At 72.1% G+C, this 21,366-nt stretch carries 22 protein-coding genes and 1 tRNA gene; 11 read left to right on the top strand and 12 right to left on the bottom strand.

The genetic code is table 11. The annotated features are described in order from the left end of the window. The first annotated feature begins 86 nt into the window (after positions 1-86). The 7 genes from E1293_RS28125 (at position 87) to E1293_RS28155 (ending at position 7,672) form a co-directional block, all read left to right on the top strand. Positions 87-509 carry an ATP-binding protein gene (locus tag E1293_RS28125; RefSeq protein WP_132200501.1) on the top strand — a complete coding sequence of 141 codons (423 nt, stop codon included), beginning with the start codon at positions 87-89 and terminating at the stop codon, positions 507-509. A gap of 89 nt (positions 510-598) precedes the next feature. Beyond that, the gene (locus tag E1293_RS28130) at positions 599-1,072 is read left to right on the top strand and encodes a carboxymuconolactone decarboxylase family protein (RefSeq protein WP_132200502.1); all 474 of its coding nucleotides are present in this window, start codon (positions 599-601) and stop codon (positions 1,070-1,072) included. A gap of 140 nt (positions 1,073-1,212) precedes the next feature. After that, complete coding sequence (locus tag E1293_RS28135) at positions 1,213-2,022, top strand: SAM-dependent methyltransferase (protein WP_243716638.1); 810 nt, start codon at positions 1,213-1,215, stop codon at positions 2,020-2,022. After that, positions 2,022-3,206: a cytochrome P450 family protein gene (locus E1293_RS28140; protein ID WP_132200503.1), complete on the top strand. Its 1,185-nt coding sequence runs from the start codon at positions 2,022-2,024 to the stop codon at positions 3,204-3,206. Before E1293_RS28135 ends, E1293_RS28140 begins: the two co-directional genes overlap by 1 nt. Positions 3,207-3,337: 131 nt before the next feature. Then, a complete protein-coding gene (locus E1293_RS28145) occupies positions 3,338-4,786 on the top strand; it encodes a sulfatase family protein (protein ID WP_132200504.1) in 1,449 nt (482 codons plus the stop codon). A gap of 153 nt (positions 4,787-4,939) precedes the next feature. Further along, the gene (locus tag E1293_RS28150) at positions 4,940-6,538 is read left to right on the top strand and encodes a DHA2 family efflux MFS transporter permease subunit (RefSeq protein WP_132200505.1); all 1,599 of its coding nucleotides are present in this window, start codon (positions 4,940-4,942) and stop codon (positions 6,536-6,538) included. 90 nt (positions 6,539-6,628) lie between these two features. After that, positions 6,629-7,672, top strand: a complete 1,044-nt coding sequence (locus E1293_RS28155) for an SDR family oxidoreductase (protein ID WP_132200506.1) — start codon at positions 6,629-6,631, stop codon at positions 7,670-7,672. Here E1293_RS28155 and E1293_RS28160 read toward each other — a convergent pair whose 3' ends face one another. Genes E1293_RS28160 through E1293_RS28185 form a run of 6 tightly spaced genes read right to left on the bottom strand, consistent with a single transcriptional unit; the run spans position 7,673 to position 10,316 of the window. Next, positions 7,673-8,113 carry a hypothetical protein gene (locus E1293_RS28160; RefSeq protein WP_132200507.1) on the bottom strand — a complete coding sequence of 147 codons (441 nt, stop codon included), beginning with the start codon at positions 8,111-8,113 and terminating at the stop codon, positions 7,673-7,675. Between the two features lie 18 nt (positions 8,114-8,131). Further along, positions 8,132-8,650, bottom strand: a complete 519-nt coding sequence (locus E1293_RS28165; protein WP_207939132.1) for an EndoU domain-containing protein — start codon at positions 8,648-8,650, stop codon at positions 8,132-8,134. Continuing rightward, positions 8,643-9,137: a WXG100-like domain-containing protein gene (locus E1293_RS28170; protein ID WP_132200508.1), complete on the bottom strand. Its 495-nt coding sequence runs from the start codon at positions 9,135-9,137 to the stop codon at positions 8,643-8,645. Before E1293_RS28170 ends, E1293_RS28165 begins: the two co-directional genes overlap by 8 nt. After that, positions 9,137-9,466: a hypothetical protein gene (locus tag E1293_RS28175; RefSeq protein WP_132200509.1), complete on the bottom strand. Its 330-nt coding sequence runs from the start codon at positions 9,464-9,466 to the stop codon at positions 9,137-9,139. Before E1293_RS28175 ends, E1293_RS28170 begins: the two co-directional genes overlap by 1 nt. A 26-nt stretch (positions 9,467-9,492) precedes the next feature. Continuing rightward, on the bottom strand, positions 9,493-9,882 hold the full coding sequence (locus E1293_RS28180) for a YbaB/EbfC family DNA-binding protein (RefSeq protein ID WP_132200510.1): 390 nt from the start codon (positions 9,880-9,882) through the stop codon (positions 9,493-9,495). After that, positions 9,879-10,316, bottom strand: coding sequence for a YbaB/EbfC family DNA-binding protein (locus E1293_RS28185; protein ID WP_132200511.1), 438 nt, complete (start codon positions 10,314-10,316; stop codon positions 9,879-9,881). The genes E1293_RS28180 and E1293_RS28185 overlap by 4 nt, the downstream gene beginning before the upstream one ends. Positions 10,317-10,649: 333 nt before the next feature. On the opposite strand from E1293_RS28185, the gene E1293_RS28190 reads away from it, so the two are divergent. Genes E1293_RS28190 through E1293_RS28200 form a run of 3 tightly spaced genes read left to right on the top strand, consistent with a single transcriptional unit; the run spans position 10,650 to position 12,942 of the window. After that, positions 10,650-11,066, top strand: a complete 417-nt coding sequence (locus tag E1293_RS28190; protein ID WP_132200512.1) for a GntR family transcriptional regulator — start codon at positions 10,650-10,652, stop codon at positions 11,064-11,066. Then, a complete protein-coding gene (locus E1293_RS28195) occupies positions 11,063-11,968 on the top strand; it encodes an ABC transporter ATP-binding protein (RefSeq protein WP_132200513.1) in 906 nt (301 codons plus the stop codon). The genes E1293_RS28190 and E1293_RS28195 overlap by 4 nt, the downstream gene beginning before the upstream one ends. Beyond that, positions 11,965-12,942: an ABC transporter permease gene (locus E1293_RS28200; RefSeq protein ID WP_132200514.1), complete on the top strand. Its 978-nt coding sequence runs from the start codon at positions 11,965-11,967 to the stop codon at positions 12,940-12,942. The genes E1293_RS28195 and E1293_RS28200 overlap by 4 nt, the downstream gene beginning before the upstream one ends. A 131-nt stretch (positions 12,943-13,073) precedes the next feature. Here E1293_RS28200 and E1293_RS28205 read toward each other — a convergent pair. After that, positions 13,074-13,146: transfer RNA gene (locus E1293_RS28205), tRNA-Leu, on the bottom strand. 589 nt (positions 13,147-13,735) lie between these two features. Here E1293_RS28205 and E1293_RS28210 point away from each other — a divergent pair. Then, positions 13,736-15,688 carry an AfsR/SARP family transcriptional regulator gene (locus E1293_RS28210; RefSeq protein WP_132200515.1) on the top strand — a complete coding sequence of 651 codons (1,953 nt, stop codon included), beginning with the start codon at positions 13,736-13,738 and terminating at the stop codon, positions 15,686-15,688. Positions 15,689-15,693: 5 nt separating this feature from the next. Here E1293_RS28210 and E1293_RS28215 read toward each other — a convergent pair whose 3' ends face one another. From E1293_RS28215 to E1293_RS28240, 5 genes are all read right to left on the bottom strand, one after another. After that, positions 15,694-16,914, bottom strand: coding sequence for an acyl-CoA dehydrogenase family protein (locus E1293_RS28215; protein ID WP_165978421.1), 1,221 nt, complete (start codon positions 16,912-16,914; stop codon positions 15,694-15,696). Then, complete coding sequence (locus E1293_RS28220) at positions 16,911-17,807, bottom strand: branched-chain amino acid transaminase (RefSeq protein WP_132200517.1); 897 nt, start codon at positions 17,805-17,807, stop codon at positions 16,911-16,913. Before E1293_RS28220 ends, E1293_RS28215 begins: the two co-directional genes overlap by 4 nt. A gap of 62 nt (positions 17,808-17,869) precedes the next feature. Continuing rightward, positions 17,870-19,552: an AMP-binding protein gene (locus E1293_RS28225; protein ID WP_132200518.1), complete on the bottom strand. Its 1,683-nt coding sequence runs from the start codon at positions 19,550-19,552 to the stop codon at positions 17,870-17,872. Next, the gene (locus tag E1293_RS28230) at positions 19,549-20,148 is read right to left on the bottom strand and encodes a ferritin-like domain-containing protein (protein ID WP_132200519.1); all 600 of its coding nucleotides are present in this window, start codon (positions 20,146-20,148) and stop codon (positions 19,549-19,551) included. Before E1293_RS28230 ends, E1293_RS28225 begins: the two co-directional genes overlap by 4 nt. A gap of 294 nt (positions 20,149-20,442) precedes the next feature. Beyond that, positions 20,443-20,697: an acyl carrier protein gene (locus E1293_RS28240; RefSeq protein WP_132200520.1), complete on the bottom strand. Its 255-nt coding sequence runs from the start codon at positions 20,695-20,697 to the stop codon at positions 20,443-20,445. Between the last annotated feature and the right edge of the window lie 669 nt (positions 20,698-21,366).

Below are 21,366 nucleotides of genomic sequence, written 5' to 3' on the forward strand. Positions count from 1 at the left end.
GCGCTGGCCTGGGGCTTTTCCGGACCGATTGCGTGTGGTTACCGAAGATGGAACGGCCGATGACACATCGTCCCGAGAGGTGATCAATGCTGCTCGCCGTTTCCGTCCCTGCTGAGCACGAGGCGCCGATGTACTGGCGGCGCGAGTTCCGGGGGAGGGCCGAGGAGGTCCGCTTCGTCCGGGCTTTCGCCGCGCACCTGCTGGCCGGGTTTCCGGCCCTGGACGACGTCCTCCTCGTCCTGGACGAACTGGCCGTCAACGCCATCCAGCACACCCGCTCCGGGGCGGACGGCGGCCGGTTCACCGTCGACATCAACATGGACGTGGCCGGCGTCATCGTCTACCTCACCGACCAGGGCGGGGCGGGGGAGCCGCAGGTGCGGAGCCTGGCCGAGCTGGCGGAGGGCGGCCGGGGCCTGCTCACCGTGGACGCCCTCGCCGCAACCTGGTCATGGTCCGGTACGCCGGAGGGCCGCACCATACGCGCGACCTTCCCCGCACGCGGTTAGTGGGTCGCATCGGTTTCGTCGTGGGCCGTCACATCCGGGTGGGCCGCTTCGTCAGGAGTGTGTAGGAGTCAAACAGCAGGGAGATCACCATGGAAGCGCGGTTCAACTACTACGGCACCCCCGTCGCGGCGAAGTTCATGAAGTACGTCCAGTCGGCGGGCAAGGTTCTGACGGACTCGTCGGTGCCGACCTCGACGCTGCACCTGGTGGAGATCCGCGCCAGCCAGATCAACGGCTGCGCCGTCTGCACCGACATGCACACCAAGGACGCCGCGCACGCGGGGGAGACCTCGACGCGGATCAACCTGGTCGCGACCTGGCGGGAGGCCACGGTCTTCACCGAGGCGGAGCGGGCCGCGCTGGAGCTGACCGAGCAGGGCACCCGCATCGCCGACGCCGCGGGCGGCGTCAGCGACGAGGTCTGGGCGAACGCCGCCAAGCACTACGACGACGACGAGCTCGCCGCCCTGATCTCCGCGATCGCCCTCATCAACACCTGGAACCGCATGAACGTCATCGCGCAGGTGCCCGCCGGTGACTACCAGCCCGGCCAGTGGGGGTGACCCGAGCCCGCGCGTAGGGACGGGCGGCGTCGCCGTCCGTCCCTAGCGGGTGGCGTGCCGGGTGTCGCCAATGATCGGAAATCGGATGGTTCCGGCCTCTAGAATCAGGCGACCGGGTACCCAGCCAGGGAGGTCCGTCCGTGAGTGGTGAGCACCATCCGGAATGGGTGATCGATCCCGAGGTCCCCAGCGTGGCCCGGATGTACGACTACTACCTCGGCGGCAAGGACAACTTCGCCGCCGACCGGGAGGCCGCCGACCAGGTCATGGCGGTGATGCCGAACGTCCTGGAGTTCACCCGCGCCAACCGGCGGCTGCTGTCGCGGGCCGTGACGATGATGGCCGGGCTCGGCGTCCGGCAGTTCATCGACATCGGGTCCGGGCTGCCGACGCAGGAGAACGTGCACGAGGTGGCGCAGCGCGCCGCCCCCGACTCGCGTGTCATCTACGTCGACAACGACCCGATCGTGCTCACGCACGCGCGGGCGCTGCTGGCCGACAACCCGCTGACCACCGTCGTCCAGGCCGACCTGCGCGCCCCGGAGGCCATCCTGGACGACCCGGAGGTCAAGGCCCGCATCGACTTCGGCAAGCCGGTGGGCCTCCTGCTGCTGGCCATCCTGCACTTCGTCCCGGACGAGGAGCGTCCGGCCGAGATCGTGGCGAGGCTGCGCGCGGCCCTTGCCCCCGGGAGCTTCCTGGTCATCTCGCACGGCTACGCGGGTGCGATCACGAGGGACGTCGAGGACCAGGTCCGGTCCGCCTACGGCAGGACGGGGGCCGGCGACATCATCCCGCGCACCGCCGGCGACGTCATGGCGTTCTTCGAGGGCACCGAGCTGGTCGGCCCCGGCCTGGTCCAGGTGGCCGACTGGCGGGCGGACGACGGGCCGGTCGAGTCCGACATGGCCCCGCCCGGCTTCCTCGCCGGGGTGGGGAGGGTCCGCTGATGCTGCCGGTGGACCTGCTGTTCAGCAGGACGTTCAGCGAGGACCCGTACACCACCTACGCCGAGCTGCGCGCGGCCGGCCCGGTCCACCCGATCGACTTCCCTCCCGGGGCGACCGCCTTCCTGGTGGTCGACCACGAGCACGGCCGCGCGGCGCTGACCGACCCGCGCCTGTCCAAGGACTCCGCGCACAGCACCGTGCCGGTGAACGCCGAGCTGTTCTTCGGCGGGACGATGCTCGCCATGGACCCGCCCGACCACACCCGGATGCGCGGGCTGGTCGCCAAGGCGTTCACCACCCGGCGGGTCGAGCGGCTGCGCCCCCGCGTCCAGGAGATCGCGGACGGGCTGCTGGACGGCATCGCGGCCCGCGGCGAGCCCGACCTGATCGAGGAGTTCGCGGTCCCGCTGCCGATCCAGGTCATCTGCGAGCTGCTCGGCGTGCCGGCGTCCGACCGGGCCCGGTTCCGCGAGTGGACGGCCGTGCTGACCGTGCCGGCGCTGTCCGCCGAGGCCCGCGCGCGCCGCCGCGAGGCCGCCCGCGCGTTCAACGGCTACCTGGTCGCGGCCATCGCCGAGCGGCGGGCCCGTCCCGAGGACGACCTGATCAGCGGCCTGCTCGCCGCCCGCGACGGGGACGCCGCCCTCACCGAGGACGAGATGCTGGGCAGCATCGCGCTGCTCCTCATCGCCGGGCACGAGACCACGGTCAACCTCATCGGCAACGGCGTGCTCGCCCTCCTGCGGGCGCCCGACCAGCTCGAACTGCTCCGGGGGAAGCCGGAGCTGCTGCCGTCCGCGGTCGAGGAGCTGCTGCGGTACGACGGCCCGGTGGAACGGGCGAGCCAGCGCATCGCCCTGGAGGACATGGAGATCGCCGGCACCCCGATCCCCGAGGGCGCCTGGGTGCACGTCGCGCTCGGCGCCGCGGACCGCGACCCCGCCGTCTTCGATGACCCCGAGCGCCTGGACGTGACCCGCGCCCCCAAGGGCCATGTCGCTTTCGGCCACGGCCTGCACTTCTGCCTGGGCGCGCCGCTGGCCCGGCTGGAGGGCCAGATCGCCATCGGCGCCCTGCTGGACCGATTCGCCGATCTCGCCCTCGCCGTCCCGGCCACCGAACTGCGCCACCACCGCACCGGCTCGATCGTGCGCGGCCTGGTCTCCCTCCCCGTCCGGGTCTGAGAAACCGCTCGGCCCGGCTGAGCGTTTCAGGCCGGCACTCTCAGGGCGTTCCCAGGCGGTTGCCGGACGTCTCCCAGAGGCTTTCCCGACAGTGGGTGTCGCGGACTTCGCCGTCGACGGAAGAGGCTCCCATGAGAGGACCGATCCGGCTCGCCGCATCGGTTGCAGCCGTTTCGCTGGCCCTGGCTTCCTGCGGGGCAACGGGCTCGGACGCGCAACGGCAGGCCGGTGCACCGGAACGTCCGAACATCGTCTTCGTGCTCACCGACGACCTCGCGTCGAACCTGGTGGAGTACATGCCGCACGTCAAGGAGATGCAGCGGCAGGGGATGACGTTCAACGACTACTACGTCACCGACTCGCTGTGCTGCCCGTCGCGGTCCACCATCCTCACCGGCAAATACCCGCACAACACCGGGGTGTTCACCAACCAGGTTCCGGACGGCGGCTACCGGACGTTCAACGCTCGCGGAAACCAGCGGGCCACCTTCGCCACTGCGCTGCAGAAGTCCGGATACCGCACGGCGATGATGGGCAAGTACCTCAACGGCTATCAGCCGACCGATCCCGCTCCGCCCGGCTGGGACGAATGGGACGTCGCCGGAAACGGCTACCCGGAGTTCAACTACACGCTGAACGAGAACGGCCGCCCCGTCCGCTATGGAGACCAGCCGAAGGACTACCTGACCGACGTCCTGGCAGGCAAGGGGGCCGGCTTCATCGACCGCGCGGTCCAAGACCGGCGGCCGTTCATGATGGAGATCGCGACGTTCGCCCCGCACGGTCCTTACACCCCGGCGCCGCGTGACGCCGGGCTGTTCCCCGGCCTCAAGGCACCGCGCGGGCCCGCCTTCAACGAGGCCGACATCTCCGACAAGCCGGCCTGGCTGAAGAACCACCCGAGCCTCAAGCCGGGACAGATCCGCAAGGACGACACGGTGTTCCGGAAGCGGGCCCAGTCCGTCCAGGCGGTGGACGACATGATCGGACGTCTCCAGGCCACCCTCAAGGCGACCGGCGCCGACCGGAACACCTACCTGGTCTTCTCCTCCGACAACGGCTTCCACCTGGGCGAGCACCGCCTGGCGCAGGGAAAGCAGACGGCTTTCGACACCGACATCAAGGTGCCGCTGGTGGTGACCGGACCGGGCGTCCGCGCCGGCTCCACCCACAGCGGGCTCGCACAGAACACCGACCTCTGCCCCACCTTCGAGGAGCTCGGCGGCGCCCCCGTCCCCGCGTCGGTGGACGGCCGGTCGCTCGTCCCCGCACTCAAGGGCGACGACACGGCGCCGAAGCGCGACGCCGTGCTCATCGAGCACCACGGCCCGAACAACCGGCCCGGCGACCCCGACCGGCAGGGACGCGCCAGCGGCAACCCGCCCAGCTACGAGGCCCTGCGCACGTCCAGCGAACTGTACGTCGAGTACGCCGGCGGGCAGCGCGAGTACTACGACCTCAGCGGCGACCCCGGCGAACTCGACAACACCGTGGGGCGGCTCTCCCCGCAGCGCCTCGAACAACTCCGGGCCGCACTCCGGAAGCTCCGCAACTGCCGCGGCGGCACCTGCCACACCTAGAACACGACCTGTTAGGCTCCGCCTCGACCTCTCACCGTTGGGCTCATGCCTCGCCGACCAGCTTCTACGGGTCCCGATGATCCGGGGAAGGTGGGAGTCGCTGAGTCGCGCGCCGCGCGCTGAACGCGGCGCGCCACCGGAGAGGTCACCGGAATGCCGCACGCCGCATTCTCCGAGCCCGCCGCCAGGCGCCCATGGCTCGTCCTCGGGATCCTCAGCATCGGCTTCTTCATGTCGCTGCTGGACGGAACCATCGTCAACATCGCCGTCCCGGCGCTCATCCACGGCATCGACGCCTCGTACGACCAGGTGCTGTGGGTCATCGACGCGTATCTGCTCGTCTTCTCCGTGCTGCTGATCAGCACGGGCCGCCTCGGGGACATCTTCGGATACCGGCGCCTCTACCTGATCGGCATCTCCACGTTCACCGTCGCCTCGGCCCTGTGCGGGCTCGCCGAGTCCCCGGCCTGGCTGCTCACCGCGCGGGTGCTCCAGGGGCTGGGCGGGGCGCTCCTGTTCCCGCAGGTGATCTCGTCGATCCTGACGATCTTCCCGCCGCGGCTGCGCGGCCGGGCCTTCGGCGTCTTCGGCGCGGTCGTGGGGTTCGCGCCGATCGTGGGACCGGTCGCGGGCGGCCTCGTCCTCGGCCACCTCGGCTGGCGCTGGATCTTCTTCATCAACGTCCCGGTCGGCGTGATCACCGCGGTGCTGGCCCTGGTCTTCGTCCCGGCCGTGCGGTCCGGCCGCACCCACCGGCTCGACCTGCCCGGGGTGGCCCTCGCCACCGCGGGACTGACCGGCGTCGCCTTCGGCCTGATCGAGGGAGAACGCTACGGCTGGGGGACGATCGCCGGGCCGATCGGCATCACCACGGTCATCGTCGCCGGCGTCGTCCTGCTCGGGCTGTTCGTCGCCTGGCAGCACGTCCAGCGGGGCGAGCCGCTGATGCCCCTGAGCCTGTTCGCCGGGCGCAACTTCGCGGCCGGCAACTGGATCGGGTTCGTCTTCCAGCTGGGCATGATCGGCATCGCCTTCGTGCTCGTCCTCTACCTGCAGACGGCCCGCGGGTACTCGCCGCTGCGGACCGGGCTCGTCCTGCTGCCCAACGCCGTCCTCACCGCGATCGGCTCCGCCTACGCGGGACGGCTGTCGGACAAGATCGGCGGCAGGTACGTCCTCATGGCGGGGATGACCCTGCTCGCCATCGGCCTGCTGGTCCTGGTCCTGATGGCGGGGCCGCACAGCGGCGCCGGGCACCTGCTGCCCGGCCTGATCATCATCGGGGTCGCCAGCGGCGCGACCTTCGCGCCCCTGCAGCAGGCCACGATGGACGGTGTCGATCCCCGGCTCGCCGGCGTCGCCTCCGGGGTGTCCGGCACCACCCGGCAGATCGGGGGAGTCCTCGGGACGGCCGTTCTCGGCGCCGTCCTGTCCGTCCGCCTCGATTCGGCTCTTCACGACGAGGCTGTCAAGCAGTCGACCCGCCTTCCCGCGGATCTGCGCGCCCGGTTCGTCGAGAACACCACCGCCGGTGCGCGGCAGTTCAGCCCACCTACGCCGCCGGACGGCCTGACGCCCGCGAACACCGCCCTGTTCGACCGCCTGGCCCAAGACGCCTTCGCGGTCGCTTTCGTCGATGCGATGCGAACCGTCCTGCTGGCCTCCGCAGCGGTCCTCGTCATGGCGACGTTCTTCTGTCTGCTGTTCAAGCCCGCACCGACCACGCGATCCGAGGCCGCACCACAGGAGTGACGGCCGGGGGAGCGGGTGCGGCACCACGCCGCATCCGCTCCCGCCCGAGCACGGGTCGACAAAATAGGTAGACCGGTCTAGTTTGAGTTCATGGGGAACGAGAGAGACGCGCGCGGGCCCGGCAGCCTTGTCTTCGGGGCGACCGGGTTCATCGGACGCTGGTTGGTGGCAGAGCTGCTCGCTCAGGGGCGGCCGGTCGCCGTGACCGTCCGGGAAGAGGGGCGCGGGGACGAGCTGCGCACCTGGCTACGGGGGCATGACGTCGACGACGGGCGGCTCAGCGTCGCCGAAGCCGACATCGCCCGGCCCGGCCTCGGGCTGGACCGCGAGCGGCTGGACTGGGTGCGGGACGTGTACAACGCCGCGGCCCTGTTCCGGTTCGGGCTGGGCCGCGACGAGGCGCGGCGGGTGAACGTCGACGGCGCCGTGAACGTCGTGCGCTGGGCCGCCGGGCTTCCGCGGCTGCGGCGCCTCGTCCACGTTTCCGGCTACCGCGTCGCGGCTGGACGGACGCTCGCCTATCCCGTGCCCGAGCGTGATCTGGGCGCGTTCTACCGACGTTACGGCGCGTACGAGGCGTCCAAGCGCGAGGGCGACGCGGCGGTCAGGGCGGTCGCCGAGGAGGAAGGGGTGCCCGTCACCGCCGTCCACCCCGCCAGCGTGATCGGGCATTCGGTCACCGGCGAGGCCGGGCAGTACATCGGCCTGGCCGAGACGGTGGAGAACCTCTGGGCGGGACGCCTGCCGGCGCTGGCCGGGTCGCGCCGCACGTTCGTCCCCGTCGTCACCGTCGACCACCTCGCCCGCTTCATGGCCGCCGTCCCCGACCACGATCGAGGGCCCTACCAGGCACATTGGGTGCTGGACGACGCCACCCCGGACCTGCCTCGGCTGGTCGGCCTGCTGGCACGGCACTTCGGCCGGCGCGCGCCCCGGGTGATGCTGCCGGTCGGCCTGGTGCGCCGGCTGCCGCGCGCGCTCACGCGGGTCGAACCCGAGACGCTGACGTTCCTGTCGGAGGACCGGTACGACACGTCATCGGCGGACGCGCTCGCCGCCGCCGCGAGCCTGAGCCACCCGCCCGTGGAGGACGCGTTGCGCCGCTGGGCCGACCGCCTCGTCGCCGGCCGCTGATCAGAAAAGGGTGCCGCGGTAAGGGTGCGGGCGCTTCCACGTCTCCTCCCACGACAGCAGCGCCGCCTGCCATTCCGGCAGATCGGGGCGGAACTCGCGGACGAGGTTGGGATTGTCCGGAATGGAGACGAGGAATCGCCAGTAGTCCTCGACCGCCTCGCGCACCTCGGCCAGCCCGAATTCTCCGTTCTCCGACTCGACCCAATCATTCTGTATCCGCACGGCGGAGGCGAGAAAGGTGACGGTGTAGTTCTCGCTGTCCCAGGGCTCCGTCGGCTTCCCGGCGGCGGCGTCGGCGAGGGTGGCCAGCGCGTCCAGGCAGACACCCTTGTAGATGGAGACATCGGTCGTGATCCAGTTGCCGAGCCGCTGCAGCCGGTCGTCGCCGGCCTTGCAGTAGGGGAGCCTGAAGTCGTCGAGGGCAAAGGAGATCCCGTGCACCGTGGCGATCCTTTCAGCTTATGGGACGACCGGCCAGCCGTGTGTGAAGCCGCCGGTGTTGTTGTAGAAGCCTTCAATGACCACGTTATTATAGGTGCCGCGCCACTTGTTGGGCATTCCGGGGACCGGGGAGGCGTTGTTGAAGGCGCCCGGTACCGCCGCGTCCACCTGCGCGGGCGTCCAATGGTCCGGGTAGAAGGAGCTTTCTCCGCCATTCGGGCCGTTCTTCGGCTTCCACGCGCCGTGCGGCGGGTTCATGGTCTTGTCGAAGAACTCGGGTTTGGCGCGGTAGGCGCCGGTGGTGGGGTCGGTCACCTTGGAGCCGGGCTTGAGGCGCCGGCCCGGGAAGTCCTTGCCGCCCGGCCGGTAGTGGTAGCCGGACGCCTTCGGCATTCCCGGCTTCACATGCCCGCCGAACACGTGGTCCCGGAAGTGGGGCGTCATCCGTCCCGGGCGGTTCCGCTTGTTCGCGCGCTTCAGGAACTTCACTGCGGCGGCCATGAGCCCCCCGGCCGCCTTGCCGCTGCCCTTAGCCATTGAGGATGGCCTGCAGGGCCATGTCGATGAGCTGGTCGATGATCGCTCCCGTGATCTCCTTGAAGATGGGGATCTCGGCGAGGGAGGCGCCGAGGGTGGGTCCGGCGGTGGCGATGGCCTGGGCGATCTCGATGGCCAGGATCGTGAGCTGCACGATCACGTTGATCTTCAGGGCCAGCACGATGCCGCCGCACACCATGAGGCCGGCGCCGATGATGTTCGCGGCGGTGGTGAAGTCCCGCAGGTTGGTGCTGGCGGACTCCTCGTCGGTCCAGGCCGTCCGGAACGCCTCGATGTCGTCGCCCTTGTTCGCCTGCCACACCCGCGACGCCTGCGCGTCGGCCTCGCCGAGCGGGCCGGAGTGGGCGCCGGCGAACCCGAGCCAGGCGCCGCCCATCTCCATCAGCTTGGTCTCGTCGGCCTTGGGCCAGGTGTAGCCGAGCATCGACAGCAGCGAGATCAGCTCGCCGGGAAGTTGCAGTCCCATCAGCCGAGCACGTCCCGGACCCGGTTGATCTCCACCACGTTGTGCTGCTCGGCCGCCGCGTGGCTGTCGGCCACGTACTGGACGACGCCGGCGTCCTCCTCCATCGCCTGGAGGTTGTCGCCGTAGCACTCGGCGGCGACCTCGTAGATCGCCTGGTAGCAGCCGCCGATGAGCGAACCGATGTCGTCGTCGCCCCAGGGCTCGCCGAATCCGGCGAGCTCGGCCTGGAACGCCTCCCAGTCGGACTTCAGCTGCTGCGCCGAAGTGCCGATACCGATTCCCGAACTGCGGATTCCTTCGGGATCGACCTCGTATCCCGGCATGCCCATGGGTTCTTTCCCCCTGTCGGTCGGTGCTAGAAGCCGTTCATCAGGTCGCGCAACGACTGCGTGTACTCGCCGAGCTGCCGCATGCCGGCGTCCTGGGCCTCGCGCAGCCGGTCGGCCGACTCGTCGTCCAGCGGCCCGGCGGCGGCCGGGGCGGCCAGGCCGTCCAGCGCGGCGTTGATCGCGGCCATCGCGCGCTCGGCGATCTCCTGGGAGCTCAGCCGCGCGGCGCGGGCGCCGATGATCTCCACCGACTCGATCCGCCCGCCCGGCGAGACGACCGCGCGGACCGTCCGGTCCGGGTCGTGGCCTTCGCTCTCGGTGCTCGGGGCGGGGGAGGCGTCCCGCGCGCGGACGGCGGCGCCGAGGACGTCGCCGAGCACCCGGTCGAGGTCGTCGGAGGCGCGTTCGTAGCTCATCGCTTGCTCGCGTGCGCCTTGGCCAGTGCCTCGCCGATCGACTGGTTGATCACGGCGAGCTGCCGCAGCCCCTGCTCCTGCACCTCGCGCAGGGATTGGACGAGCGCCGCCGGGTCGACGACCGGCTCCGCGTCCCCGGCCTGGGTCAGCGCGCGCATGTCGTCCAGTGCCGCGTTGGCCGCGGCGGCGATGTGCCTTCCAAGCTCTTCCGGCGCGGACCGCATGGCGCGCGGGTCGAGCACCAGCCCGGTCAGCCTGCCGCCGGCGGCGGTGGCCCGGACCCGCTCCTCGTCCGCCGTGCCGGCGCCGCCGGCGGGCGCTCCGGACGGGGGATCGCCCTGCCCGGGGCGGCCTCCGCCGCCGCGCAGCGACCTCAGCCGGTCGCGTGCCCCGGCGAGTCGTGCCTCCGCGGACTCCGGCGATGGCTCGGTCACTACGGCCCCCCTGACGGTCGCGGGAGTGATCGCCCGCACGGGTAATTGGGCAGATCGTAGCATCGCGGACAATTGTTAGATCAGCTGACATTTCGCTACGAAGCGATGATCAGCAGGAAGGGTGTCGCGTGCAATGCGACGTTTGTCACTTTCTGTGCCGGGTGTGCTGGGAGGACGGCGGGCCGTGCGGGTCGTCAGTGCCGTCGCCGGCACGCGGGCCGACCCCGGCGAGGCGCCGGGCGGCCCTCGGCGCGGGGTCCGGGTGCTGGCGCGTCCCTGGCGGATTGTCCTATAGTCGTAGATAAGCAGTGATGTAGTTAAGGAGGTAAGTGTGTGATCGAGTTCCTGCTGGACGGTCACTCACGCGAGGCGACCTACATGCAGCTGATCCGGCAGGTGAAGCAGGCGTTGCGGGTCGGGATGCTGGAGCCGGGCGACCAGCTGCCGAAGGTGCGCGAGGTGGCCGAGTCGCTGGCGATCAACCCCAACACCGTGCTCAAGGCCTACCGGCAGCTGGAGATCGAGGGACTGGTGGAGGGCCGGGTGGGCGTCGGGACGTTCGTGCGCCGCTCGCTGTCGCGCCCGACCCTGGTCACCCACGGAGCACTGCGCCGCGATCTGGAGGCCTGGCTCGACCGGGTCTTCGCCGCGGGGCTCGATGAAGAGGAGGTAGTGGCCCTAGTCGAAACGACGTTGCGGGCCGTGTTTCAGGAGGATCGATTTCGACAGGGACGGGAAGGAATAGCGTGACCTCGGCATTGGAGACCACCGACCTCGGAAAGCGGTACGGGCGCGACTGGGGGCTGCGCGGCTGCTCGCTGCGCGTCCCCGTCGGCTCGGTGGCCGCCCTCGTCGGGCCGAACGGCGCGGGCAAGAGCACGCTGCTGCATCTGGCCGTCGGGCTGCTCAAGCCGGACGAGGGCGAGGTCCGGGTGTTCGGCAAGGCGCCGGGCGACAGCCGGGAGCTGTTAGAGCAGGTCGGGTTCGTGGCGCAGGACACCCCGCTGTATCCGGACTTCACGGTGGCCGAGCTCGTCAAGCTGGGCTCCAAGCTGAACCGGACCTGGGACGACGACCTGGCCGTCGACCGGCTCGGGAAGCTGGACATCCCGCTCGACCGCAAGGCCGGCCGGCTGTCGGGCGGGCAGCGCGCCCAGGTCGCGCTGGTCCTGGCGATCGCCAAGCGGCCCCGGCTGCTGCTGCTGGACGAGCCGGTCGCCGCGCTCGACCCGCTGGCGCGGCGGGAGTTCATGCAGGCCCTGATGGGGATCGTCGCCGACCAGGGCACGACCGTGCTGCACTCCTCGCACCTGCTCGGCGACGTCGAGCGCACCTGCGACTGGCTCGTCGTGGTCCGCAAGGGCAGCGCGCAGGTCGTCGGGTCCGTGGATGAACTGCTCGCCGAGCACCGGACGCTGATCGGGCCGCGGACCCGCGAGGGCGAGTACAGCGGCGTCGGCACCGTGCTCCGGGAGAGCCACACCGACAAGCAGACGACGCTGCTGGTCCGCACCGGCGGGCCCATCCACCACCCCGCCTGGAACGTCTCCGACGTCACGCTGGAGGACTTAGTGCTGGCCTACCTCGCCGATCCGAACGCGGCGGCCCTGCCGGGGCCGGTCTCCCTACCGCAGCGGGGAGTCGGCGCATGATCTGGCTGACCTGGCGGCAGCACCGCAAGCAGATGCTGGCCGCGCTGATCGGGCTGGCCGTCCTGCTGGCCGTCCTCATCCCGACCGGCCTGAAGATGCACCACGCGTTCACCGATATGGGCACCGAGCGGTGCCTGAACGGGCTCGGCGACGGCAGCCTGGTCGGCGCCGGCAAGGTGTCGGAATGCCAGAGCGTCGTCGACCGCTTCCAGCGCGCCTACGGGGACTACGGCCGGGCCGCCCTTCTGCTGATCTTCGTGCCGCTGCTGGCCGGACTGTTCTGGGGCGCGCCATTGGTGGCCCGCGAGATCGAGTCCGGGACGCACCGGCTGGTGTGGACGCAGGGCGTCACCCGGGCGCGCTGGGGCGCCGTGAAGATCGCCGCGATCACGGTCGCGGCCCTGCTGTTCGCGATCGGCTACGCGGCGCTGGTCAGCTGGTGGATGGGGCCGCTCAACCGGACCGGGACGAGCCGCCTGGAGTTCCTCAGCTTCGATGTCCAGGGCATCGCGCCGATCGGGTACACGCTGTTCGCGGTGGCGCTCGGCATCTTCGCCGGGACGGTCACCCGTAAGGTGATGCCCGCGATGGCCATGACGCTGGTCGGGTTCGTGGTGCTGCGGATCCCGCTGGCGGTGCTCGGCCGCCCGAACTTCCAGGGCGCCAAGGACCTGAAGTACCCGGTCGTCTCGGACACCGCGCCGAACATCGGCAACGGGAACTGGGTGATCTCCGATGGGGTGTACGACCGGGCGGGCTCGCTGCTGGCCGGCGACACCCAGGCGGTCTGCTGGCCGCCGCCGGACTCGCCGGACGCGGACGGCTGCTACGGAGCCGGCGCCTACAATCTCGTGTCCTACCAGCCGGGCGACAGGTTCTGGCCGTTCCAGTACCTGGAGACCGGCGTCTACGTCCTGCTCGCCGCAGGGCTGCTCTACCTCGCGATCCGGCGGCTGCAGCGGCAGATGACCTGAGTGAATGGGTGGTGGTTTCAATGAACGGGACCTCGGCGCGCGGGCGCTCCGCGCACCGTCCGGCTTCGCCTCGCCATTGCCGCCGCGACCCGGAGGGGTTACCCCTCCCCGGGCGTAATGGCGGGTCACTGTGCCCCCGGTCGGATTCGAACCGACACTTCGACTCTTTTAAGGAGTATGCCTCTACCGTTGGGCTACGGAGGCGGGCTGTTTCAGCGGCCGGCGCGCGCGCCGGCCGGACGGGCGGGGGAGGCTGGAGCCGGTGCGCTCACCGGAGCACCGGACGCGCGCCGCAGACACCTCGCGGCTGCGGCCGGGCACCCTCGCACGGCGTCGCGGACGTCCGTGGTCGCAGCGATGGTCGCGCGCCTGCCCGGCGACACGGCGGGACGGCTCCGCCCCGTCCGCCCCTGCGCACGCTGCCCGCGGCCCGCGTGCGGGCGGCGGGCTCATCGCCGGCGGCGCTGCGCGGCCGGACGGGAGGCGTCGGGCCGGTGTCGGCGAGATGGCCGGCGCACGGATATGGCGGGCCATTCCCGTGCTTATTACCCGGGCAGCCGTTCCGGATGTCCGGATACGGCTGCGCCCCGTGATCATGCAATTGCCTGCTGTGTTCGCAGGCCGGTTTTCTTTGGTTCCCCCGTTTGAACACGAGAATCAATCTGCCCTAGCCCGTGCTTAGCTTCCGCATATATCCTGCATAGACCGGAAAAAATGGGTTGCATAGCGGGGCCGGTGCTGAACGCGGGCCATTGCCCGGCTCCGCTGCCGCTGGTCGATCGGGGGGCCGCCAGTGGAGTTCCGCGTACTCGGGCCGCTGGAGGTCGTGGCCAGCGGCAGGCAGCTGCACATGGGCAGCCCCCGGCAGCAGGCCGTCCTGACGGCGCTGCTGCTGGAGGCCAACCGGGTGGTGCCGGTCAACCGCCTGATCGACGCGGTGTGGTGGGGGAACCCGCCGTCGTCGGCGACGGCCAACGTCCGCGGGTACATCGCCGGGCTCCGCCGCGTCCTGCGCAGGACGGGACGTCCGGCGGAGCGCCTGGTCACCCGGGCGCCCGGCTACCAGCTGCGGGTCCAGCCGGGCGAACTCGACCTGTTCCGCTTCGAGGAGCTGTTCGCCCGGGGGGAGGCCGCGCTCCTCGCCGGCCGGGGGCGCCAGGCCGCGCAGGACTTCGAGGCCGCGCTGCGCCTGTGGCGCGGGCGGCCGCTTGAGGCCATGCCGCTGGGCGGGGCGCTGCAGGCCGAGGTGGAGCGGCTCGAGGAGCACCGCCTGCTGCTCATGGAGCGGTACGCCGACACGTGCCTGCTGCTCGGCCGCTCCGACACCCTCGTCCCCGACCTGCGGCGCCTGGCGGCCCGGCACCCGCTCCGCGAAGGACTCTGGGAGCGGCTCATGCTCGTCCTGTACCGCATGGGCCGGCCCGCCGACGCGCTGGAGGCGTACGCGCAGGTGCGCGCCCGCCTCGCCGACGAGCTGGGCATCGATCCCGGGGTGCGGCTGCGGCGGCTGGCGCAGCAGATCCTGAACGCCGACCCCGGACTGGACGGCACCTTCCCGGACGCACCGGCCCCCGACGCGCACGGGCCGCCGGCCGTGCTCGCGCAGGGCGGCACCGAGCCGGAGCCGCCCGGGGCGGACGTGCTGCGCCACCTCCCCATGGACATCGCCGAGTTCACCGGCCGGGACGCCGAACTGCGGCGGCTCGGCGAGCTCGCGGACTCCGCCCACGGCGGCACGGCGCCGATCGCCGTCGTCATCGAGGGGATGGCGGGGGCGGGCAAGACCCGGCTGGCCGTCCGCGCGGCGCACCGCTTCGCGCGCCGCGACCGGTTCGGCGAGATCCAGCTCTTCGCCGACCTGCACGCGACCGATCCGCGGCGCGGCCCCGCCGACCCGGCCGACGTCCTGGAGACCTTCCTGCGGCTCCTGCGGGTCCCCGCCGCGCGCGTCCCGCACGGGACGGAGGGCCGGGCCGCGCTCTTCCGCGCCCGCCTGCACGGGCGCCGGGCACTGCTGGTGCTGGACGACGTCGCCGACGAGGAGCAGGTGCGGCCGCTGCTGCCGGGCGACCCGTCCTGCCTGGCGGTGCTGACGAGCCGGCGCAGGCTCGCGGGGCTGGACGGCGTGCACCGGCTGGACCTGGACGTCCTCGGGCCGCCCGAGTCCGTCCAGCTGCTGCGGCGCGTCGTCGGCGCGGACCGGGCCGACGACGACCCCGGCGCCGCCGCGCGGATCGCCGCGCGCTGCGGCGGGCTGCCGCTCGCGGTCACGCTGGCGGCGCGGCGGCTGCAGACGCGTCCCGCGTGGTCACTGGCGGGGCTCGCCGACCGCCTCGACGACGACCGGCGGCTGCTGGCCGAGCTGAGCCTGCGCGACCGCTCGGTCAGCGCGACGTTCGCACCGTCCTACCTGGCCCTCCCGGACGAGCAGCGCCGCCTGTTCCGGCTGCTCGGCCTGCACCCCGGGACGGCGTTCACGCCCGCCTCCGCGGCCGCGCTCGCGGGAGTCCCGGTGGCGGACGCCGAGAAGGCGCTGGAGGTCCTGCTGGACGAGCACCTCCTCGCGTCCGCGCCGGAGGACCGGTACCGGTTCCACCCGCTGCTGCGCGCCTACGCCCGGCAGGTCGCCGACGCGGAGGAGCCGCCCGCCGAGCGCGCGGCCGCCGAGGACCGCGTCGCCCGCCACCTGCGGGACACCGGGCGGCGGGCCGCCCCGGACCGGCCGCCGCTGTGGCGGCGGACCTGACCCGGTCAGCCCCGCGGACCCGGGACCGGTCCGGGCTGGTCGTTCAGGCTCAGCGCGGTGACGAGGTCGTCGTAGTACGGGTCGGCGCGGTCGACCCGGGCGGCGACCAGGTCGCTCATCACCTCGTCGGTGCCGCCGCCCAGCCGCGCGAGGCGGGCGTCCCGCCAGATCCGCTCCAGCGGGAAGGCGGCCGTGTAACCGCGCGCCCCGAACAGCTGGAGCGCGGTGTCGACGATGGCGCCGGTGGACTCGCCCGCGGTGAGCTTCAGCGCCGCGATCTCGTGCCCGGGCATCCTGCCCTCCCGCTCGGCGATCCCCACCAGGTGCGCGAGGCGGGTCTCCAGGTTCCACAGCTCCGCCCTGGCGCGGGCCAGCCGGTGCCGGACCGACTGCCGGTCCATGACCCGCCGGCCGCCCGTGGTGCGCTGCCGCGTGTAGGCCGCGGCGAGCCGCAGCGCGGTGTCGGCCGCGGTGATCAGCTGGGCGCAGATCCCCAGCCGCTCGAAGTGCAGCAGGTGCGTCGCGTACAGCAGGCCGAGCCCGGCCTTGCCGAGCAGCGCGTCGTCCGGCAGCGTGGCGTCGAACGTCACCTGCCCGGCGTCGCAGGACCGCAGCCCGGCCGTGTCGAAGAACCCGTCGACGGTGACGCCGGGATGGTCCAGCGGCAGCAGGAACAGGCTCAGGTCGCCCGGGTGGGCCGCGTCCTCGGCGCGGGCCAGCACCAGGATGTAGTCGGCGCGGCCCACGTTGGAGATGTAGCGCTTGCAGCCGGTGAGCCGCCAGCCGTCCGGCACCCGCACCGCCGCCGTCCGCAGGTCGCCGAGGCTGGAGCCGCCGTGCGGCTCGGTCGCCCCGAAGCAGCCGACGACCGCGCCGTCGAGGGCGTTCTCCAGCAGCTCCAGCTGGTAGGGCGTCGCGGCGAGCCAGTGCAGCCCGCCGACGAAGATCTCGCTGTGCCCCATCGCCACCAGCGCCAGGCCGCTGCTCTCCCGGCAGATCTCCTGGCACATCGTCACCAGCCGGCGCAGCCCGCCCTCGGCCCCCGGCTCCCAGCGGCGCCGGAACAGCCCCGCCCGGCCGAGCGCGGCCGGGACGGACTTCGGGATGTGCCGCTCCAGCTCCCACCGCGCGAAGTCGCCGGTGAACGCCGCCAGCGCGCCGCGCACCTCGACCTGGAACGCCTCGTCGACGAGGTCCGCGGCGGACGGCGGCGCCGTCGGCGTCATTCGACGCTCTCCAGCCATTCGGGATGCCCGTCGCCGTGGATGGCCTCGTCCATGGCCGCGATCAGCTTGCCGGTGACCGGCCCCTGCTCGCCGGTCCCGATCGTCCGCCCGTCCACGGCGAGGACGGGGACCACGCCGACGGAGGTGCCGGTGAGGAAGCACTCGTCGGCCAGGTAGAGGTCGGTGCGGACCATGGTCTGCTCCTGGACCGGGATGCCCGCCTCGGCCGCCAGCGTGATCATGGAGTCGCGGGTGATGCCGGGCAGCGCGCCGCTGGACGGCGGCGGCGTCATCAGCACCCCGTCCCGGACGGCGAACACGTTGTGCGCCCAGCCGTCCGACACGTGGCCGTCGCCGTTGAGCAGGATCGCCTCGTCGCAGCCGGCGGCGCGCGCCTCGCCCTGCGCGAGCATCGCGTTCAGGTACTGGCCCGTGGCCTTGGCGGCGGGCGGCAGCGACTCGTGCGACATCCGCCGGAAGCTGGAGATCTTGGCGGTGACGCCGTCGCCGGACGGCGGCCCGGTCAGCGGGCCGAAGTCCACCCCCAGGATCGCGGCGCGGAACGGGGTGTCGAACGGGTCGAGCCCCTGCCCGAGGAACACGATGGGCCGCAGGTAGCAGCTCTCGAACTCGTTGTCGATGACGACGTCGCGGCAGGCGCGGGCCAGGTCGCCCTGCGGGTAGGGGAGCTCGACCCCGTAGATCGCGGCCGACGACGCGAGCCGCCGCAGGTGGTCGGCGAGCCGGAAGATGATCCGGCCGCGGTCGGTCGCGTGGCAGCGGATTCCCTCGAAGAAACCGATGCCGTAGTGCAGTCCGAGCGTGCTGACGTGGACGGTGGCGTCGTCCCAGGGGACCAGTTCGCCATCGAGCCAAACCGATTTGAGAGGCATCGAGCGCTTCCTCCAGAAAGGGTGGTCGGTTGTTCGTGCGCGGGGGAGCGGCCGGCGGGCGGTCAGGCGAGTTCGGCGACGGTCCGGCGGCCGAGGGCGTCCGACCCGTACAGGTCGCGGCAGTGCGCGCGCCGCACCTTGCCGGACGTGGTGCGCGGGATCGTCCCCCGCCGCACGATGCGGACGAACGTCAGCCGCGTGCGCAGCGTCCGGGAGACCTCCGCCCGGATCAGCCGGGCCAGCGCCAGCGCCTCGTCCGGGGAGCCGGCGGTCGCGCGGTCGGCCTCGGCGTACATCGCGAACCGGTCGCGCGCGCCGGGCGCGCGGAACGCCGCGCAGCCGCGCAGCCGGTCTCCGCCGGCCGCGTGCGCGATCATCTCGACGTCCTCGGCGAAGACGTTCCGCCCCCCGGTCGTGATGATCTCGGCGCGCCGGCCGAGCACGTACAGGTCGCCGTCGTGCACGAACCCCGAGTCGCCCGTGTCGTGCCATTCGCCCTCGCGCGGCGTGAAGCCCGTCCCCGTCTGGTATCCGGAGAAGAGCGACTCCCCGGCGATGTGGATGGGCGCGCCCTCCGAGGCCGCGCCGTCCGTGTCGCCCGTGTCCGGCGCGATGCGGACCCGCATGCCCGCCATCGGCGGGCCGAGCGAGGTGTGCCCGCCCGGTCCGCGGACGGGACCGCGGCCCGGCGGGATGCAGGTGGTGCCCACCACGCCCTCCGCCAGGCCGTAGCTCGGGCTCAGCGCCTCCCAGGCGAAGCCGAGCGGGCCGGCGGTCTCGTGGAACTCGACGAGCGTCTGCCAGAGGACGCGCTCCCCGCCGGCGACGGCGACGCGCATCCGGGAGAGGTCGAGCCCCTCCTCGTACGGCACGGAGGCGGCCAGCCGGTAGGCGAAGTCGGGCGCCGCGGTGATGGTGGCGCGCTGCTCGGAGAGCGTCGTCAGCCAGCTCGCCGGCCGTCCGGCGAACACCGTCGGCGAGGAGAGCGATATGTCGACGCGGCTGCCGAGGCCGGTGAGGAACATCGCCACCAGGCCCATGTCGTGGTAGAGCGGCAGCCACGACACCACCCGGTCGTGCTCGGGCTCCAGCCCCATGGCGGCGGCGATGACGGCGAGGTGCCCGGCGAGCGCGTCCCGGCCGATCACGACGCCCTTCGGCGCGCCGATGCTGCCCGAGGTGAACTGCACGAGGGCGTTCTCGGGGATCGCGGCATCGGGCGGCGGGCGCCGCTCGTCACCGGGCGCCGCGAGCGCCCTGCCGTCGAGGACGACGCCGCCCGGCGGAAGCGGCACGGCCGCGCCCGACTCCGCGCCGGGCTCCGCGCCGACCAGGAAGCGGCAGCCGAGCGAGGCGATGATCCGGCCGAACGTCGACGCGTACAGTTCGAGGCCGCGCTGCGGCGCCGGCGGGAGCGACACCACCGTGCCGCCCGCCATCCACGTGCCCAGCACCGCGGTGACGGATTCGAGGTCGTTCGTCACGACCATGGCGACCGGGTCGCCGGGCATCATGCCGGCGTCGCGCAGCCGGTGCGCCGCGGTGCCCGCGCGGGCGGCGAGCTCGGCGAAGCTCAGCCGGGCGCTGGAGTGCCGCCCGATGAAGGTCAGCCCCTGGCCGGTCGTCCCGAACGGGCGGACGATCTCTTCGAGCGAGGCGTGCCCGTGCGGGTGGGGCGAGCCGCTCAGCGGGGCGTCGCCGCCGGAGTCCGGCGGCAGCACGGCCGCGAGGGGGTCGGTCGTCATGAGGGCGCCTTCCCCGGACCCGCCTGTCCGGCCGGGGCGTGGGCTGCGGACCGCTCGGCCTGCAGGCCCTCCAGCTCCTCCATCGCCTTCTCATCGGCGACCATGGCCCGGTCCAGGATCGTCTGGACGCCGGGATCGGTGCGCGCGCGGCGTTCGAGCTCGTCGTTGATGTACGCCACGTGCCACTGCTCGTCCTTGAGGATGCCGCGCAGCGTCCGGCGGATGGGCGCCGCGATGTCCTGGACGTCGAGGTGCTCCTCGTACTGGGCCACGCCGCGGCGCTCGGACACCAGGGTCAGCGCGAGCATCTCGTCGAGCGTGCGCGGAATCCCGAAATGGCCGGCCAGCATCGTCTGGTAGGGCTCGTCCACCTCCATGATCTGCCCGCCGAGGTCGGTGATCGCCTTGGTCCACAGCCAGGCGTGCACCGCCTCGTCGCGCAGGTGGCGGCTCAGGTCGCGCTGCAGCTCCAGGCCGTCCGCCAGCCGGCCCAGCCGCATGATGGCGCCGGCCCCGTGGACCTCGGCCGCACGGTACTGGTTGAGCAGCCAGATGGGTTCGAGCTCGTCCTCCGGTGCCATCGTCTGCGCGTTCACCGGGCTTCTGGGGCGGTTGCCCCGTCCTCTAACGCGGAGAGGAAGCTCCTCGATGCGGTCATGTTCTGTCGGTCCCTTCAATTGGCAGAGTGTGCGTGTCTCGTTACGATCTGTATCCGTCGCCTGCGCAGGAGGCGGTGCCACTGGAGCATTGCGGGCACGCTTCGTTCGTGTGGAACCCGGCTGTCGAGCGGCACTCCTAGTGGACGCCGTGCCGCATCAGGGCCGAAGACGACCACCCGCCTGGCCTCCGGCTTCGACGTGGGACGCACGGTGGCAGCGCGGGGGAGGACGTCAGGCGTGGCTCTCCTCCTGGGCCGCCAGCAGGCGGGACGCCACGCTCTGGACCGTTTCGAAGTCCTTGACCGAGGTGGCGTCCAGCATGGTGCCGGTCTCGCGGTGCAGCATCGCCAGCAGCTCGGCCGCGTCCAGCGAGTCCAGGCCGAGGTCGTCGGCGAGCCGGGTGTCCGCGGAAATATCGCGCGCGGGAATACCACGAGTCCTGCCGATGATCTTCGAGATTAATTCTACGGCTTCTTTTTCATGCACGTACTTTTCGTCCCTTCAAGAGTTCGGCAATTGGAAAAGATGGCATGCGGCGGCGCGGCCGGTCAAGGCGGAACGGCGGCCGGCGCCGGACGCGTCGGTGAACGTTATTGTGAAGGGGATTCGCGGCGTCGCGTGCGGCGAATTGGCGGCCGGGCGACCCGATCTTTCTAGCGCTTCGCTTTGTGGTTCTCAATGGTGGGGCGCGGTGCGCGCCGCGGCGGGGCGGGCGGCATCGCGCGGCCGGGGCCGGCGGCGCGGCCCCGGTGGGCGGCGGGCCGCGGGACGTCGGCCGGAGGGTGCGCAGGGCGTCGAAGCCGCGTGTGCGCGAGTGTCTTTAAAACCCATCCGCACCGCGCCGGAACGTGCCCCGGACGGCAGGGCGCCGGCGTCGGCCGAACGGGCGGGTTGGCCTGATGCGGCCACGGGTCCGCAAGCGTGGCGCCGCTGGAACCCGCCCGCCGCTTGACGCCGCTCGCCGCCGAGGGTGCCGTTGCCGCCAGGGCGGGCAAATTGCGAAGATTGTTCGGATTGCCTGGCGGTGGCGGCCGCCGGCACCGGTCGTGCGGCGGGGTGTCCTCGGTGAGATGGCCTCGTGTACCAGGTGGAGCGTGCCATGTCATGGCAGGCCAACGGCCGCCGTTCCGGTGGACATGGGCGGGCGGACTACGC

Origin of the sequence: Actinomadura darangshiensis, from assembly GCF_004349235.1 — a bacterium.
Lineage (GTDB): Bacteria > Actinomycetota > Actinomycetes > Streptosporangiales > Streptosporangiaceae > Spirillospora > Spirillospora darangshiensis.